The following is a 17,105-nucleotide window of genomic DNA, read 5'->3' as shown; positions in this document are numbered from 1 at the left end:
GCCCGGTGGAGAGCGTTGCCGATGAGAGCCGCCATTTCTCTTCTGTTTGCTGCATCCCTCATGCTCGCCGGTTGTGTCGAGCGGCGTGCCGATGGGATCGTCGCCAGGTCCGATGTCTTGGCGGGCCCGGCGGCCGATGCCCATTTCGTCCGGGACTTCGCGGTGGCTGCTGGGCAGCCCGGCATAATCAATACATGGTTCATGTTGAATCCCGACTGCTCGGTCGAGGGCCAAATCACGGTGCGGGTGCAGGAGGCGCCGACACATGGCACGGTGACGATCGAACCGGGTGCGTATTATCCCAACTATGCGGTCGGCAGTCAGCGGCGGACCTGCAATCTGCGGCCTCAGCATGGTGTGCGGGCTATCTATCATCCCGCCCCCGGCGCGCTTGGAAAGGATCGCTTCTCCATATTGGTCGTAACGCCGCTGGGACGGTCCTGGACGACCGACATTCATGTCGTCATCCGCTGACGGGAGCGTGGACGCTGGCCGCCCCCTGACCGGAAGCTGTCTGTGCGGCGCGGTCGTCTATCGTCTCGACGGTGCGCCGTTGGATTTCGTGCTGTGTCATTGCGGCCGCTGCCGCAAGACGACGGGGTCGGCTTTCGCCGCCAACCTGATTGCCCATCCGAAGGATATGGTCTGGATCTCCGGCGGCCCGGATGGGATCATGCGCTGGGACCTGCCGACGGCCAGCAGCTTTGCCACTGCGATCTGTCGTGCCTGTGGCACGCCGGTTCCGCACGCTACGCGAAACGGGCATCTGATGATCGTTCCGGCCGGCACGCTGGACGATGACCCTGGTATACGGCCGCGCCGGCAGATCTTCACCGCCTCGCAGGCAGGTTGGTGCGTCGATCTTGAGGATGTGCCCGTGGAGACCTGACCATTGGCGACGGGCGCTTGATCGATGTTCAGCCATGTCACCATCGGTGTTGACGACGTTGCCCGCGCGATCCCGTTCTATGACGCATTTCTGGCCCCGCTGGGCATTGCCCGGATCTGGACCGACGAGGACGGTGGCTTTGCCGGCTGGGGCAAGGGTGAGGTGGGACCGAAGCTATACCTCACCCGCCCGTTCGATGGCCGGCCGGCGGCCCTGGGCAATGGAGGGATGTGCGCGCTGGTGGCGGACAGCCATGATTCGGTGCGCGCTGTCTGGGAGGCCGCCATGGCTCATGGCGGTAGCGACGAGGGTGAGCCGGGACTGCGCCCCAATTATGGCCCCGATTATTTTGGCGCCTATGTTCGCGATCCGGAGGGCAACAAGCTGCACGTCGTCTGTCGCGGCCTCTGACGGGGCGATCCACGCATCGCCATGATGTCGCGAACATGCAAGTGGCGTGTCATTTTTGTAAAAGATTTTGCCGGGTGCGGCTTCCATCATCGCCCACGATCGCGCGTGTCGGTGCGGAGGTGAAGTCAGATCGCCATGCAGAAATTTTCCGCGTTTTCCCTGGCCCGTCAGGCAGTGGGACGTCATCTGGGGTGGCGACCTCAGTGGCGTTCGGTCGCGCCGAAGCCGAGCTATGATATCATCATCGTCGGTGGCGGTGGCCATGGGCTGGGCGCGGCCTATTACCTGGCCAAGCAGCATGGGCTGCGCAATATCGCGGTGGTCGAACGCGGATGGCTGGCGGGCGGCAATACCGCGCGCAATACCACCATCATCCGGTCGAATTACCTGTTCGAGCAGAGTTCGTCCTATTACGAACATGCGTTGAAATTGTGGGAAGGCCTCTCGGAAGAACTGAACTACAACGTCATGTTCAGTCAGCGCGGCTGCCTGATGGTGGCGCATACGGTTCATGACGTGCAGGTCTTCAAGCGGCATGTCTATGCCAACCGGTTGAACGGCATCGATAATGAATGGCTGACGCCGGAAGAGGCCAAGGCCTTCTGTCCGCCGCTGAACATCTCGCCCAACATCCGCTATCCCGTCCTGGGGGCCGCGCTGCAACGCCGCGCCGGTACCGCAAGGCATGATGCGGTGGCCTGGGGTTTCGCGCGGGCGGCCAGCGACCTGGGCGTCGACATCATCGAGAATTGCGAGGTCACGGGCATCGACCGTGACCCGTCTGGCAGGGTGGCGGGCGTGCAGACGACGCGGGGACCGATCCGTGCGGGCAAGATCGGCGTGTCGGCGGCGGGCCATAGTTCGGTGGTGCTGGCGATGGCCGGCATCCGCCTGCCCTTGCAGGTCAATCCGTTGCAGGCGCTGGTGTCCGAACCGGTGAAGCCGGCCTTTCCCTGCGTGGTGATGTCCAACACCATCCACGCCTATATCAGCCAGTCCGACAAGGGTGAGATGGTGATCGGCGCCGGCACCGATTCCTATGTGTCGTACACCCAGCGCGGGGGGCTGCACATTCCCGCCCACACGCTGGAGGCGATCTGCGAATTAGTGCCGGATTTCCGCCGGCTGCGGATGCTGCGGTCATGGGGCGGGATCACCGACAACACGCCCGACCGCTCGCCCATTACGGCGAAGACGTCGGTGCCCGGCCTGTATGTGAACTGCGGCTGGGGCACCGGCGGTTTCAAGGCGACGCCTGGGGCGGCGAACCTGTTCGCCTGGACGATCGCACGCGACGAGCCGCACCCGATCAACGCGCCTTTCACCATCGAGCGCTTTCGCGACGGTACCCTTATCGACGAAGCCGCTGCGGCGGCGGTCGCGCACTGAAACGGCGGAGACTGTCATGCTTCTGATCGACTGTCCCTATTGCGGCCCCCGGGCCGAAATCGAATTCGCCTATGGGGGGGAGGCGCATATCGCTCGCCCCGCCGCCGATGTGTCCGAGGCGGAATGGTCCGCGTTCCTGTATCTGCGCGACAACACCAAGGGTGTTCTGGCCGAGCGCTGGCGCCATTCTCATGGGTGTGGCCGCTTCTTCAACGCGCTGCGCGATACGCGGACCGACCAGTTCCACGCCTTTTATGAAATCGGGATGCCTCGGCCAGATGTGAGAGACGCGGTATGAGCGGCGCTTTCCGGCTGGCCGGTCGCGGTTGCATCGATACCACGCGGCCTGTCGTCTTCCGCTTCGACGGGCGAATGGTCAGGGGGTATGCTGGCGATACTGTGGCTTCCGCCCTGCTGGCTGAGGGCCGGCATCTGATGGGGCGGTCCTTCAAATATCATCGGCCGCGCGGCCCGGTTTCCGCCGGGTCGGACGAGCCGAACGCGCTGATCGGCGTGGGCGAGGGAGGGCGGTACACGCCCAATCTGCGTGCGACCCAGGTCGAGATCCATGACGGGATGGTTGCGGTCAGCCAGAATCGCGCGCCCAGCCTGCGCTTCGATATCGGGGCGTTGAACACGCTGGCGGCACCGCTGCTGCCGGCCGGCTTCTACTACAAGACCTTCATGTGGCCGCGCAGATTCTGGGACAAGGTTTACGAACCGCTGATCCGTCGTGCCGCCGGGCTGGGCCGCGCACCTACCGCGCCTGACCCCGATCATTACGCGCTGCATTACGCGCATTGTGACGTGCTGGTGGTGGGCGGCGGCCCGGCCGGTCTGGCGGCGGCGCTGGCGGCGGGGCAGGTCGGGGCGCGTGTCATCCTGTGCGACGAGAACGCCGAATTCGGCGGCAGCCTGCTGGCCGATACGTACAGCCTCATCGATGGCCTGGCCTGTGGGGAATGGGTGGCGCGCATTGTCGCCGAACTGGAGCGGCTGCCGAATGTACAACTGCTGACCCGTTGTTCGGCCTTCCATTATGGCCCGCACAACATGGTGGCGCTGAACCAGCGCCTGAGCGACCATCTGGCGACGCCGCCGGCCGATATGCCGCGCGAGCGGATCTGGCAGGTGCGGGCTTGCGAGGTGGTGCTGGCGGCGGGTGCGCTGGAACGGGCGCTGGTGTTCGAAGGTAATGATCGACCGGGCATCATGCTGGCCAGTGCCGCGCGGGCCTATCTGCATCGCTACGGGGTGGCCTGCGGCCGTAAGGCCGTGGTGGTGACGGCGGACGATGCGGCTTATCGCGTTGCGTTGGATCTGGCTGAGGCCGGAGTGAAAATCGCGGCGATTGCCGATCTGCGGCCTACGCCGGGCGGCCCGCTGGTCGAGGCGGCGCGGGCTCGGGGAATCGAGGTTCTGCCGGCCACCACCATTCAGCGTGCCCATGGCCATCTGCGGGTGACGGGAGCCGAACTGGCACCGGTCGGGGCGGATGGCACGGTCGGGAAAGGATGGAGGGTCTCCTGTGATCTGGTGCTGATGTCGGGGGGCTTCACGCCCAGTCTGCATCTGCATAGCCAGGCGCGCGGGGCGCTGCGTTTCGACGATGCACTGGGTGTCTATCTTCCAGGCGAATCGATCGAGCGCGTGCGGTCGGCCGGGTCTTGCCGGGGTGTCTTCGCTCTGGACGACGTGCTGCGCGATGGGGTTGCGGCCGGGCTGGCAGCGGCGGGTGGCGAGATCGGGCCGGCGTGGACGGTGATGCGCCAGGATGCGCCGGGAACGGGGGGCTTCGCGGGTGCGTTGCCGCGCCGTGGCCCTGGCCATCTGGCGTTGGCCTTTGTTGATTTCCAGAACGACGTCACGGCCAAGGACGTGAAGCTCGCGGTGCGGGAAGGTTTCCGCTCCATCGAGCATGTCAAGCGCTACACCACCACTGGCATGGCGACTGACCAGGGCAAGGGCTCCAACGTCAACGCGCTGGCCATTGTCTCCAACGTGTTGGGGCGCAGACCGGAGGAGATCGGGCTGACGACCTATCGGCCGCCTTATACGCCGGTGACGTTCGGCGCCTTTGCCGGTCATGCGCGCGGCGACCAGTTCGATCCGCTGCGTCTGCCGCCGATGGATGCATGGGCGCGCGCGCAAGGGGCGGTATTCGAAGATGTCGGGCCGTGGCGCCGCGCGCGCTATTTTCCCCGCGCGGGCGAGGACATGGCGGTGGCGGTGGCGCGCGAATGCCGTGCGGTGCGCGCGGTGGCCGGGATCTTCGATGCCTCGACCCTGGGCAAGATCGAGGTGGCGGGCCCGGACGCGGCGGAATTCATGAATCGCTTCTACGTCAATGCGTGGACGAAACTGGGCGTTGGCAAATGTCGATACGGGCTGGTGTGCCGGGATAGCGGCTTTGTCTATGATGACGGGGTGGTCGGACGAATTGCCGCCGACCGGTTCCACGTCACCACCACCACCGGCGGGGCGGCGGGGGTGCTGAACATGATGGAGGATTACCTCCAGACCGAGTGGCCCGATCTGGATGTATGGCTGACATCGATCACCGAGCAATGGGCGGTGATCGCGCTGCAGGGGCCGCGCGCGCGCGACATCCTGGCGCCGCTGGTGGACGGGCTGGATATCTCGGCCGGCGCGATGCCGCACATGACGTTGCGCGAGGGTACGATTGGCGGCGTGCCGATGCGGCTGTTCCGCGTCAGTTTTACGGGCGAGCTGGGTTACGAGATCAACGTCCCGTCCAGTCAGGCGCAGGCGGTCTGGGACCGGGTCTGGGAGGCCGGCGCCGCATTCGGCGTGACGCCCTATGGTACCGAGGCGATGCATGTGCTGCGCGCCGAGAAGGGGTACCTGATCGTCGGGCAGGAAACCGACGGCACCATGACCCCCGGCGATGTCGGCTGTAGCTGGGCGGTCAGCAAGGTCAAGCCTGATTTTATCGGCAAGCGGGCCCTCGCCCTGCCGGCCCTGAATGCGCCGGACCGGTTGCAGATGGTGGGCGTGCTGACCGAAGATCCACGATTGGTGCTGGAAGAAGGTATGCAGCTTGTTCCCGCTGCCGATAGCCCGGTGCCGACCTCGGCGGAGGGGCATGTGACCTCGTCCTATTTCAGCCCGGCGCTCGACCGCTCCATTGCGATTGCGATGGTGAAGGGGGGGCGTGCCCGGATGGGCACCAGCCTGTATGCGCCGAGCCTGGACGGCTCGGCGGTCAAGGTCATGCTGGTTGATCCTGTGTTCTACGATCCCGAGGGAGCGCGCCTGAATGGTTGAGATCACCGAAGGCTGCGCGCTTGCCGGCCTCCCCCCGATGGTCCGGCTGGTGGTGCAGGGACGCGTAGCGGCGCTGGATGCCGCCGCCGCGTCGCTGGGGTTGGAGGCCCCGCCGCCGATGCTGCGCGTGGCGTCTGGTATAGGCGGCTCGGCGCTGCGGCTGGGGCCGTTCGAATTGCTGATCCTGCCTACGTGGGAGGCGCGCGCGGGGCTGGACGCCGCTCTGGCTCCGGTGCCGCACAGCCTGGTGGAGGTCAGCGACCGGAATGTCGGCTTTCTGCTGGAGGGTGCGCGGGCTGCCGATATCCTGGCCGGTCTGTGTCCGCTGGATTTCGCCCTGTCGTCCTTTCCGGTCGGGATGGTGACGCGCACATTGCTGGACAAAGCGGATGCGATGGTCTGGCGGACAGACGCGCACTCTTTTCATGTCGAAGTCTGGCGGTCGTTCGGGCCTTATGTCGAGGCGCAACTGCGCGAGGTAGCGAAGGGCATTTCTTTCTCGCTTCTGACGGTCTGAAAAAAACGGATGACGGAAAAAGAAAACAGGAACAGCATATCGATATCGTAATGTCCGAGGTGGAGATCGGGAGGCGGGCGTGCCCGTTTCCTTCGCAACAGGACGGCCGCCGGCCGATGGAGAGCGTTGTGCCATGCCGAAATACGATGCCGAGGCGGTACGGGCCCTGATCGCCCGTCGTCGACCGGGACATGCGCTGGAAAGCGCGTTCTATACCGACCCTGAGATCTTCCAGGCCGATATGGACGCCATTTTTCACCAGCACTGGATCTATGTCGCGGTGGAATGCGAGGTGCCGGAAGCTGGCGACGCGCTGGCGGTGGATATCGGTGCTTCGTCCGTCGTGATCGTTCGGGGCGATGACGAGCAGATCCGGGCCTTCCACAATGTCTGCCGCCATCGCGGGGCGCGGCTGTTGCCGTCGGGGCCGTCCATCGTCGGCAATCTGGTCTGTCCTTACCATGCCTGGACCTATGCGCTGGATGGCGCCCTGAAATTCGCCGAACATATGGGGGATGGTTTTGACCCGTCCTGTCACGGGCTGCGCCGGGTGGCGATGCGCTCGGTCGGCGGGTTGCTGTTCATATGCCTGGCGGAAACGCCGCCCGACGATATCGACGATCTGGCGCGGCAGATCGAGCCGTATCTGGCACCGCATGATCTGCGCAACACGCGCGTCGCGCATTCGGCAGACCTGATCGAATATGGCAACTGGAAGCTCGTGATGGAAAATAATCGCGAATGCTACCATTGCACGCCCAATCATCCGGAACTGACGATTCCGCTTTTCGCCTACGGGTTCGGCTTCGCCCCCGAGGAACTGACACCGGAAGGACAGGAGCAGGCCGCGCGATACGAAACGCTGCGCCAATCGTCTCATGCGGCGTGGGAGGCGGCGGGTCTGCCTTCGCGCCTGATCGAGCATCTGGACGACCGCCCGACCGGGTTTCGCACCGAACGCCTGCCGCTGGATGGCGCGGGCGAAAGCCAGACGATGGACACGATGGCGGCCTGCCGAATCCCGTTGGGTGCGATCCGCGACAAGGTAGCCGGGGGGTTGCATTTCTGGACGCAGCCCAATTCCTGGCATCATTTCATGAGCGACCATGTCGTGACCTTCACTGCATTGCCGCTGGATGAGGGGCGCACGCTGGTCCGTACCAAATGGCTGGTCCACAAGGATGCCGTGGAAGGTGTGGATTACGATTTGGAGAAGCTGACCGACGTCTGGAACGTGACCAACCGTCAGGATGCCGATCTGGTGGAGATGACGCAGCGCGGGGTCGCTGATCCGGCCTATGTGCCCGGCCCCTATTCGCCCTACACTGAGGGGTTGGTCGAGAAATTCATGCTCTGGTACCTGGCGCGCCTGCGCGCGCATCTGGGCTGACCGCCGCATGACGACCGTCGAGACCTCGCCGCCCTTCTGGGACCCGGAACACGACGAAGTGCTGGTCTGCCGTGCCGTGCGGCGGCAGACCCATGATGTGGCGACCTTTATCCTGACCGCGCCCGCGCCGCGCCGGTTCCGCTACCGGCCGGGGCAGTTCATGACCTTTACCGTCATGATCGCAGGGGTCACGTATCATCGCTGCTACACGCTCTCCTCCTCACCCAGCCGGCCGGATGCGGTGGCGATCACGGTCAAGCGCGTGGCCGGCGGTCCGGTGTCGAACTGGCTGCATGATCACCTGCGGCCGGGAATGGAGATCGCGGCGCTGGGCCCGGCGGGGGATTTCGTGCTGGATGTGCCGCCGGACGGTGCGGCGGAACGATATGTGTTTCTGTCGGCGGGCAGCGGTATCACGCCCGTGATGTCGATGGCGCGGCACATGGTCGATACGCGCTTCGATGTCGATGCCGTGTTCCTGCATTCCGCCCGTTCGCCGAACGACCTGATTTTCGAACGCGAACTGGCATGGATGGAAAGCCAGGCGCCGTCGCTGCGGGTGCGGATGATCTGCGAGCACGATACGCCCTGGCGGCGTTGGCCGGGTGCGATGGGTCGGATCGACGCGGGACTGCTGATGCGCGAGGTGCCCGATCTGCTCACCCGCCGCTGGTTCGTCTGCGGGCCCGAGGGCTATCGCCAGGCAGTGCGGGCGTTGGCCACGCAAGCCGGGCTGGATATGGAGCGCTTCCACGAGGAAAGTTTCGATTTTGGCGAACTGGTGCCACGGGAGGCCGACGATTCCGAGCAGGATGCTGTGTCCGGCGGCGTGCGATATGCGGTCAGTTTCACCCGAAGCCGGCGCGAGATTGCCTGTGCCGATGATACGCCGGTTCTGACCGCCGCGCGGGCTGCCGGGATGCGCCTGCCGGCCTCCTGCGCGCGGGGCATGTGCGGAACGTGCAAATGCAGGTTGGTATCCGGTACGGTGGAGATGAAACATGACGGTGGTATCCGCCAGCGTGAGATCGACCAGGGCATGATCCTGATCTGCTGCGCGCGCCCCACCAGCGATCTCGTGATCGAGCGTTAGAGCGATGGCCCCACGCGCCAGCGACCTCGCCAGCCTGCGCCGTTTCGGGTTCCTGACGCTGAAGACCTATTCGCTGATCGCTGTCAGCAACGCGATCGAGGCGTTGCGCATGGCCAATCGGGTGACCGGGCGCGAGGATTATGCCTGGCGGGTGCTGAGCCTGGATGGCGCGCCGATTGCCGCCAGCAACGGATTGTCGCTGCATCCAACCGAAGCGCTGGGGGACGCTGAGGGGCTGGATGTGCTGTTCGTGTGCGGGGGGATCGATGTCCGTGCCGCCACCAGCCAGGAACTGCGGGTGGCGCTGCGCCGGCTGGCGCGGCAGCGGATCGTGATCGGGGCATTGTGTACCGGCACTTTCGCCCTGGCTGAAGCCGGGCTGCTGCGTGGTTATCGCTGTGCGATCCATTGGGAGAATCTGGGCGCGATCCGGGAGGAATTTCCCGAGATCGATATCTTGGACGAGATGTTCGTGATCGATCGCGATCGCATCACCTGCACGGGTGGCGCGGTGCCGCTGGATATGATGCTGCGGATCATCGCCACCCATCTCGGTCCGGCGCGCGCCCGCGAAATCGCGACGCAGTTCCTGCTGGAGCGCGACCGGGCGGGGAGCGAGGTTCAGCCCGTCACCACGCTGGACCCCTTGCCGCCATCGATGGGCCGCGCCGTGCGACTGATGGAAAGCCGTATCGACCAGAAGCTGAGCATAGGTGAGATCGCGCGTGCCGCCGGCCTGTCGGAACGCCAGTTGGAACGGCTGTTCCGCACCTATACCGGTGCCACGCCGGTCGCTTATCTGGCCGCGACACGGCTGGAGCGCGCACGGCGCCTGCTGCGGCAGACCGGCATGTCGATCACGGATATCGGCATTGCCTGTGGCTTCATGTCCCTGGCCCATTTCTCGACCGCCTTCCGTAACCGGTTCGGCTATGCCCCGCGCCAGGAACGTCAGCGGCAGGCAGGCTGAAGGAACGAATATGATCCCCTATGCCGACGCCCTGCTGAAGCCGTTGCGCATCAAGTCGATGGTCATCCGCAACCGGGTGATGAGCACAAGCCATGCACCGGGCTATGGCGTCGATGGCAAACCGCAGGAACGCTACCAGCTTTATCACGCCGAGAAGGCGAAGGGCGGCATCGGGCTGACCATGTTCGGTGGCTCCTCCTCGGTCGAACTGGACAGCCCGGCCACGCCGTGGAGCCAGATCGCGGTCTCCGACGACAGCGTGATTCCGTATTTCCGCCAGTTCGCGGACCGGGTGCATGGCCATGGCGCCCGGTTGATGATCCAGTTGACCCATATGGGGCGCCGTACGCGATGGGATACCGATGCGTGGCTGCCGGTGATCGGGCCTTCGGTCCGGCGCGAGCCGGCATCGCGGTCGATCCCCAAGGAGATGGAGCCGGAGGATATTGCCCGTGTCGTCCGTGCCTTTGGTGCTGCCGCGCGGCGATGTCGCGAGGGCGGGTTGGACGGGCTGGAAATCTCGGGGGCGCATGGGCATCTGCTGGACCAGTTCTGGAGCCCATCGGTCAATCACCGGCACGATGCCTATGGTGGCAGCTTGGAACACCGGATGCGCTTCGGCATCGAGGTGCTGAGCGCGATCCGTGAGGCGACCGGGGATGATTACGTGGTCGGCATGCGCATGTCGGGCGATGAACTGATGAAGGGGGGGCTGACGCAGGAGGATTGTATTGCGATTGCCGAGGACTACGCGCGTCGAGGATTGATCGATTTCGTCAATGTCATCGGCGGGCAGGCGCGTGATGAGATGGCGCATGCGGTCTCGCTGCCTAACATGGCGTTTCCCGTCGCACCTTTTCTCGGCTTGGCCAGCGCGATCAAGTGGGCGGTGGATATTCCCGTTTTTCACGCCCAGCGCATCACCGACCTGGCGACGGCGGCCCGCGCGGTGGCCGAGGGCCATGTCGACATGGTGGCGATGACCCGCGCGCATATCGCCGACCCGCATCTGGTCAGGAAACTGGCGGCCGGGCACGAGGACGATATCCGCCAATGTGTGGGGGCGGGCTATTGCATCGACCGGATTTATGTCGGTGGCGATGCGCTGTGCCTGCAGAATGCGGCGACGGGCCGCGAGGCAACGATGCCGCACGAGATCGTGCCGGCGCCAGTGACGCGGCGCGTGGTCATTGTCGGGGCCGGCGTGGCGGGGCTGGAGGCCGCGCGGGTCTGTGCCCTGCGCGGCCATCATGTGACGCTGTTCGAGCGGGAGGACCGCACTGGTGGGCAGGTGAACCTGGCGGCCCGCGCGACGTGGCGCGAGGCGCTGTCAGGCATTGTGCGCTGGCTGGACGGGCAAGTGCGCAAGCTGGGGGTCGACCTGCGACTGGGCGAGGACGCGACGGCGACCGATATCCTGCTGTGTGCGCCGGATGTGGTGATTGTGGCGACGGGCGGCGATGCGATCCTGGGTGACGATCCGGGCAGCGACCTGCACCATACGACGCGGGACGTGCTGGCGGGGCGGGTTGCGCCGACGGGCAGCGTGCTGATCTTCGACGAAATGGGGCAGCATAATGCGTCCTCGGTGGCGGAATTGCTGGCCACGCGGGGGTGTCTGATCGAACTGGTGACGCATGATCGGCTGGTGGCGCAGGAGGTCGGTACCACCAATCAGCCGGTGCATCTGCGCGAATTCTATCGGTTGAACGTTGTGACGACGCCGAACATGGAGCTGATCGAGACCTGGCGCGAGGGCAACCGGCTGGTCGCCGTGCTGCGTAACACCATGACGGGCGCGGAAGAGGAGCGGGTGGTCGATCACATCGTGGTCGATCGCGGCGGGGCGCCGGATACGATTGTTTATGACGGGTTGAAGGCGGCCTCGGTCAATGAAGGGCAGACCGACGCGCACGCGCTGGTCGCCGGACGGCCCCAGCCGGTGATGGAACGGATCAGGGTCGGGGAGTATGCGCTGTTCCGTATCGGCGATGCCGTGGCGGCGCGTAACGTCCATGCCGCGCTCTATGACGCGCTGCGGCTGTGCAAGGATCTCTAGCCTGATGCGCGTGCTGATCGTGGGGGAGATCGGGGGTATTGCGCTGGCGGCGGCGATGGGTTGGCTGGTGCTGCTGGCGCGTTGGCTGAAGGGGCGCCCGGCGACCGGTTGGCTGGCCGGGCTGCGTCAGGTGCCCCGGCGCTATCTGGTGGATGTGCATCATGTCGTCGCGCGCCGTCCGGCGGCGGCGCGGATGCATGCGATGGCGGCCGGGGGCGTGTTGGGCGGGGCGGCGCTGGCGCTGCTGGCGGCTCTGCTGGGTGCGGGGGGGATCGTCTGGGCGCTGGCGGCGCTGGCTTTTGGAATGGGGGGTATCGGTGCGCTGCTGGTGTGGCGGCGGCGGGTGCCGAAGGCGCCGCCCGCCTTGTCGGGAGGCGCCTTCCTGTGGCTGCCGGCAGCTCTGGCCGCATGGTGTGTGGGCAACGGATTGGCCGCCCTGTTCATGGCGATCGGCGCGTCGGCATTGCCGGTGATCCCGTCGGTGGTGCTGGGCGGCTTGGGCGGGGTGGCGCTGCTGCGGTTGGTGGCGCTGGGGCCGATGCGCCATGCGTTGGCGGGCGTGGCATGGCTGGCTGGTCATACGCGGCCGGGCCGTTTCACCGGGAAGGGGCGCGATACGGGGTTACGGCCGCTCGATCTTGCGGCGCCGCGTCTGGGCGTACTGGTGCCTGCCGATTTTTCGGGGCCGGAACTGGCTGCTTTTGATGCCTGCATCCAGTGCGGGCGGTGCGAGGAGGCGTGCCCTGCTTTCGCCGCCGGGCAGCGCCTGAACCCCAAGGCGCTGATCCAGACCCTGTCGGGGGCGATGCGTGCCGTGCCGCCTCCTTATGCGGGGCGGCCGGCGCCATCGGTGCCGGTGTTGCAGGGCAAGGGGGGAATGGGGCAGCCCATCGTCGGCAATGTGTTGCATCGCGACACGCTGTGGGCCTGCACCACGTGTCGCGCCTGTGTCGAGGAGTGTCCGATGCTGATCGAGCATGTCGACGCGGTGGTGGCGCTGCGTCGGGGACAGACCCTGATGCTGGGGGCCACGCGTGACGGCGCGGCGCAGGCATTGCGGGCTTCGCGCGAGCGGGCCGAGCCGGGCGGCCGGGATCTGGCGGCGCGGGGGGACATGATTGCGGCCCTTGATATGCCGGTGCTGCCGCCGGGGGGCGAGTCGGACATCCTGCTGTGGCTGGGTGAGGGGGCGTTCGACGCGCGCTATGGCCGCACATTGCGGGCGCTGGTCACGCTGATGCGCCGGGCCGGATTGCGCTTCGCCACCTTGGGCGCGGACGAGGTCGATTGCGGGGATCTGGCGCGCCGCCTGGGGGATGAGGCGACATTCCAGTCTCTGGCGGCGGAAGCCATCTCGGCGCTGAAGGCGCGGCGCTTTACGAAGATCGTTACCGCCGATCCGCATGCGCTGCATGTGCTGCGCAACGAATATCCGGCGCTGGGCGGCCGATGGGAGGTTCAGCACCATACCGGCCTGCTGGACGAGCTGGTGCGCGACGGGCGGCTGCGCCTGGAGCGGCGGGAGAGTACGCGCGTTGCCTATCACGATCCCTGCTATCTGGGCCGGTATAATGGCGAGATCGATGCGCCCCGCCGCCTGCTGGATGCAGCCTGCACCGACCGGGTGGAAATGGCGCGTCATGGCATGCGCGCCATGTGCTGTGGCGGCGGGGGCGGCAGTCCGGTCAGCGATGTCGATGCCGTCACCCGCATTCCGGACCTGCGGATGGAGCAGGCGCGAGCGGCGGGAGCGGGCCTGGTGGCGGTGGCCTGCCCCGGCTGCACCGCGATGCTGGAAGGCGTGACCGGCCCGCGCCCCGAGATCCGTGACGTGGCCGAACTGGTGCTGGCGGCGGTGGTGGCAGGAGCAATGGTGTGATGACGGGGCGGCCCAGACGCGATCCGCGTGCTGAACGGGCGCGCTGTCTGGTGCCGGGCGGTGCCCGGCCGCGCCTGGTGCGCGCCGGCTGGGACGGTATGGCGATTGTGCCGGATGCCGGGCCGCGTGAACCGGTGATGATTCGCCTCGAAACGCCTGCCTTCTGGGTTGCGGCGGTCGTCGAGGCGCCGGACGGTCGGCTGGACCGTTGGGGGCGCCAGACTCTGGGGAGCGCGCGCGTGCTGGCCGGCACGGATGGTGGCGTCGTTGCCTTGCTGGTTGGGAGAGACGTGGCCGAGGCGGTTGGCGAGGCGGGTGCGGACCGTGTGGTGTGCCTGGAGACGGCCATTGGCCCGGACGCGATGCCGGGGGCGATGCTGGCGGCGCTGGCGCCGTTTGCGCCGCGTCATGTGGTGCTGGCGGAAAGCCCGGCGGGGGGGGATTGGGCGCGTCGGCTGGCTGCGCGGTCGGGGTGGCCGATCCAGACTGGAGTCGAAATGCTGAGCGCGCGCCAGGCGATCCGGCCCGTTGGGGGCGTGCGGCGCGAGCGGGCGGCCGTGCCGGCCCGATTGCTGACCCTGCCGATCGATCGTGTCGCGCCCTATGGCGGGACGCGGCGCGAAGGCCGGCCATGCCCGGCGCCGGACGTGCCGGCAATGGCGGCGCGGATACAGGTCGGGCCGGTGATCGCGGCGCAGGCCGCCGGCATGCCCCTGGCCGAGGCGCCGTTTGTGATGGCGGCGGGGCACGGGGTGCGGGATTTTGACAGTTTCCATACCCTGTCCCGCCTTTTGGGTGCGACCGAGGGGGCGAGCCGTGTGGTGTGCGATGCCGGGCTGATGCCGCGCGCGGCGCAGGTTGGCGCGTCGGGCACGGTGCTGGACGCGCGCTGCTATCTGGCGGTCGGCATTGCCGGCGCGCCGCAGCATCTTCAGGGATTGGGCAAGGTGGAGCATGTGGTGGCGGTCAATACCGACCTGCATGCGGCGATCGTTGCGCGGGCGGGGTTGTCGATCATTGCCGATGCGCAGGCGGTCATGCCGGCGCTGATCGCCCTGCTGCGGGGGGAAGGGTGATGCGCAGCGTGGTGCTGCTCTCGGGCGGGATCGACCCTGTCTCCGGCCGTCCGGCTCCGCCAAGCGGCGAGATTGCGGCGATCGGGCTGGCGCTGTCGGCGGGCGGGGCGGTCGGTGGGGTGCATGTGGGTCTGCCGGCGGCGGCCCTGGGGCAGGCGGCCGGTCATGGGCTGGGACAGATCGCGTGTCTGCGGGGGGTGGGCGATCCTGTCGCGATTCTGGCCGCGCATCTGTCTGCCGCGCCGCCCGATCTGGTGCTGGCGGGGTCGCGGGCCTGCGGTGGTGAGGATAGCGGCATGCTGCCCTATCTGCTGGCCGAGCGGCTTGGCTGGCCGCTGCTTGCCGGCGTGGTGGCGATCGGCACCGTGGCGGACGGCTGGCTGCCGGTGACGATCGGCCTGCCGTTGGGCGCGCGGCAGGACGCGCGGATCAGGCTGCCCTGCATCCTGTGCGCGCATGATGCGGCGCCGGCGCCGCCCTTTGTCTTCGACCGCGCGCGGCGGGTGGCGATGCATGCGGTCGCTGTGGCGGATGCGGAGACCATCGCCCCGCCGGAAGGGACGGAGCGACCCTATCGCGCGCGACCCCGGCTGATCGGGTCGGCCGCGCCGGCCGGCGGAGGGCGGGTGCTGGACAATCCGGACCCGGCCGAGGCGGCGCGGGTGCTGCTTGACCATCTGCGGGCGCTCGGCATGCTGGACGCATGAGAAGGAACATCCATTGATGCGTGAAGATCTGCGTGCCCTGCTGGAGCGGCTGGATTTCCAGCCGCGCGGCATAAGCCATCCGCCCGTCCGCACGGTGGAGGAGGCGCATCTGCATTATGCGGGGCTGGATGGGGTGCATACCAAGAATGCCTTCCTGAAAGATGCAAAGGGCGTTCTGGTGCTGGTGAGCGTGCCGGCGGACCGGCGGCTGGACATGAAGGCCCTGCCGGGGCTGATCGGGACCAAGCGCCTGTCCTTCGGCAGCCCGGAGCTGATGCGTGCGGTGCTTGATACCGAACCGGGTGCGCTGGGGCCGCTCAGCCTGGTGGCCGATACGCGGCGCCAGGTCCGCTTTGCCATCGAATCCTCGCTGCTGGAGGCCGATGCCATCACCTGTCATCCGCTGGACAATACCGAAACCTGGGTGATCCCCCGCGCCGTGCTGACCCGCCTGCTGGCCGATCTGGGGGTGGAACCGGTGGTCTTTACCCTGCCGGCGGAGGGGTAGGACCCGTCGCCACGTGCAGTGGCGATGCGGAAATATCGAGATGAACCGGGGAAAATCCTTTGCGGTCGCCGTCGCTCTGGATGGGAATGGCGGCGGGGGACGGAATCCGGACGGTCGAGGCGGTCAGGGTCCGTGTGCCCTTCTGCTGCCCGATCCTGCCGAGGAACAGCGAGAGAATGGTCCTGACCAGGGCCAGCTTGCCGGATGTTTCGAACAGGATGACGGAAAAATTCCTGTCCCCGTGTGCGGAATGGTGCGTCAGCTCGTATTTTCCGGCGTAGAGCGAGCCTTTCGAGACAATGACGGTCGTGGCCCGATGGGGAATATCGTCGATCAGCACGGTAAATTCCGTCAATTCGAACCGGAAGAGGGATGAGAGCGTGCTGACGGCGTAGGCGGCGCGGCCCACCCATGCCTTCAGGCGCGTCGAGGTGCCGTGGACGATGTGGGCGTCGAACCCGATGCTGGCCATCTGTACGAAAAGCTGGCGCCCCGCCTTTGTGTGGAGATAGCCGGGCCAGATGGTCGTGAAATGGCCGGCCTGGATCAGGGCGGCGTTCCTGATCTCGTTGAAGGGGATCTTCAGCTCGTGCGCCAGCACGTTGGCCGAGCCGAGGGGGAGGATGCCCAGGATGGCGGAGGTGCCGATCATGCCCGCCGCGACTTCCGCGATCGTGCCGTCTCCGCCCGCCGCGATGATGTGGGAATAGAGCCCGCTGGCGGCGGCGTCGCGGGCGAGGATGGTCGCGTGGCCGGGATATTGCGTCCGCGCGATTGTCGCGCGCGGGCCGGCCTGCTCCAGATGGCGTACGAAGCGGGAAATTCTTGAGCGACTATGATGTCCGGCCGTCGGATTTGTAATGATAATGACTTTTTTCATCGAAAAGATTCATCTTCCGGGACATGTCCGCGATCCTATACACGTCCCC

16 protein-coding genes are annotated in these 17,105 nt (G+C 66.7%); 15 read left to right on the top strand and 1 reads right to left on the bottom strand.

Annotated features, from left to right (window positions below):
- Positions 1 to 21: 21 nt before the first annotated feature.
- The 15 genes from HLH36_RS04805 to HLH36_RS04735 all read left to right on the top strand — a co-directional run bounded on the left by HLH36_RS04805 (position 22) and on the right by HLH36_RS04735 (position 16,176).
- Entirely contained in the window at positions 22 to 474 is a 453-nt protein-coding gene (locus HLH36_RS04805; RefSeq protein ID WP_182985294.1) for a hypothetical protein, read from the top strand.
- On the top strand, positions 458 to 889 hold the full coding sequence (locus tag HLH36_RS04800; protein ID WP_182985293.1) for a GFA family protein: 432 nt from the start codon (positions 458 to 460) through the stop codon (positions 887 to 889). Before HLH36_RS04805 ends, HLH36_RS04800 begins: the two co-directional genes overlap by 17 nt.
- A gap of 24 nt (positions 890 to 913) precedes the next feature.
- A complete protein-coding gene (locus HLH36_RS04795; protein ID WP_182985292.1) occupies positions 914 to 1,300 on the top strand; it encodes a VOC family protein in 387 nt (128 codons plus the stop codon).
- A 135-nt stretch (positions 1,301 to 1,435) separates the two neighbouring features.
- The gene (locus tag HLH36_RS04790; protein WP_182985291.1) at positions 1,436 to 2,689 is read left to right on the top strand and encodes a sarcosine oxidase subunit beta family protein; all 1,254 of its coding nucleotides are present in this window, start codon (positions 1,436 to 1,438) and stop codon (positions 2,687 to 2,689) included.
- A gap of 16 nt (positions 2,690 to 2,705) precedes the next feature.
- Positions 2,706 to 2,987 (top strand): sarcosine oxidase subunit delta, encoded by a 282-nt coding sequence (locus HLH36_RS04785; protein WP_182985290.1) that lies wholly within the window; start codon positions 2,706 to 2,708, stop codon positions 2,985 to 2,987.
- On the top strand, positions 2,984 to 5,977 hold the full coding sequence (locus HLH36_RS04780; RefSeq protein ID WP_182985289.1) for a sarcosine oxidase subunit alpha family protein: 2,994 nt from the start codon (positions 2,984 to 2,986) through the stop codon (positions 5,975 to 5,977). Before HLH36_RS04785 ends, HLH36_RS04780 begins: the two co-directional genes overlap by 4 nt.
- On the top strand, positions 5,970 to 6,494 hold the full coding sequence (locus HLH36_RS04775; protein WP_182985288.1) for a sarcosine oxidase subunit gamma: 525 nt from the start codon (positions 5,970 to 5,972) through the stop codon (positions 6,492 to 6,494). Before HLH36_RS04780 ends, HLH36_RS04775 begins: the two co-directional genes overlap by 8 nt.
- Positions 6,495 to 6,627: 133 nt before the next feature.
- A complete protein-coding gene (locus tag HLH36_RS04770) occupies positions 6,628 to 7,884 on the top strand; it encodes an aromatic ring-hydroxylating oxygenase subunit alpha (protein ID WP_182985287.1) in 1,257 nt (418 codons plus the stop codon).
- A gap of 7 nt (positions 7,885 to 7,891) precedes the next feature.
- Positions 7,892 to 8,977, top strand: coding sequence for a hybrid-cluster NAD(P)-dependent oxidoreductase (locus HLH36_RS04765; RefSeq protein WP_182985286.1), 1,086 nt, complete (start codon positions 7,892 to 7,894; stop codon positions 8,975 to 8,977).
- Between the two features lie 4 nt (positions 8,978 to 8,981).
- Positions 8,982 to 9,947: a GlxA family transcriptional regulator gene (locus tag HLH36_RS04760; RefSeq protein ID WP_182985285.1), complete on the top strand. Its 966-nt coding sequence runs from the start codon at positions 8,982 to 8,984 to the stop codon at positions 9,945 to 9,947.
- 10 nt (positions 9,948 to 9,957) lie between these two features.
- Positions 9,958 to 12,006 (top strand): NADH:flavin oxidoreductase, encoded by a 2,049-nt coding sequence (locus HLH36_RS04755; RefSeq protein WP_182985284.1) that lies wholly within the window; start codon positions 9,958 to 9,960, stop codon positions 12,004 to 12,006.
- Positions 12,007 to 12,010: 4 nt separating this feature from the next.
- Positions 12,011 to 13,885: a DUF3483 domain-containing protein gene (locus HLH36_RS04750; protein WP_182985283.1), complete on the top strand. Its 1,875-nt coding sequence runs from the start codon at positions 12,011 to 12,013 to the stop codon at positions 13,883 to 13,885.
- The gene (locus tag HLH36_RS04745) at positions 13,885 to 14,961 is read left to right on the top strand and encodes an electron transfer flavoprotein subunit alpha/FixB family protein (RefSeq protein WP_182985282.1); all 1,077 of its coding nucleotides are present in this window, start codon (positions 13,885 to 13,887) and stop codon (positions 14,959 to 14,961) included. Before HLH36_RS04750 ends, HLH36_RS04745 begins: the two co-directional genes overlap by 1 nt.
- On the top strand, positions 14,961 to 15,668 hold the full coding sequence (locus HLH36_RS04740; RefSeq protein WP_182985281.1) for an electron transfer flavoprotein subunit beta: 708 nt from the start codon (positions 14,961 to 14,963) through the stop codon (positions 15,666 to 15,668). The genes HLH36_RS04745 and HLH36_RS04740 overlap by 1 nt, the downstream gene beginning before the upstream one ends.
- Positions 15,669 to 15,684: 16 nt before the next feature.
- A complete protein-coding gene (locus HLH36_RS04735) occupies positions 15,685 to 16,176 on the top strand; it encodes a prolyl-tRNA synthetase associated domain-containing protein (protein ID WP_182985280.1) in 492 nt (163 codons plus the stop codon).
- Here HLH36_RS04735 and HLH36_RS04730 read toward each other — a convergent pair.
- Positions 16,154 to 17,056, bottom strand: a complete 903-nt coding sequence (locus HLH36_RS04730; RefSeq protein WP_182985279.1) for a diacylglycerol/lipid kinase family protein — start codon at positions 17,054 to 17,056, stop codon at positions 16,154 to 16,156. The genes HLH36_RS04735 and HLH36_RS04730 overlap by 23 nt on opposite strands.
- Positions 17,057 to 17,105 lie beyond the last annotated feature (49 nt).

This window comes from Gluconacetobacter aggeris (genome assembly GCF_014174395.1).
Taxonomy (GTDB): Bacteria; Pseudomonadota; Alphaproteobacteria; order Acetobacterales; family Acetobacteraceae; genus Gluconacetobacter; species Gluconacetobacter aggeris.
The sequence above is the reverse complement of the archived record's forward strand: the minus strand, read 5'-3'. Positions and strand labels throughout refer to the sequence as shown.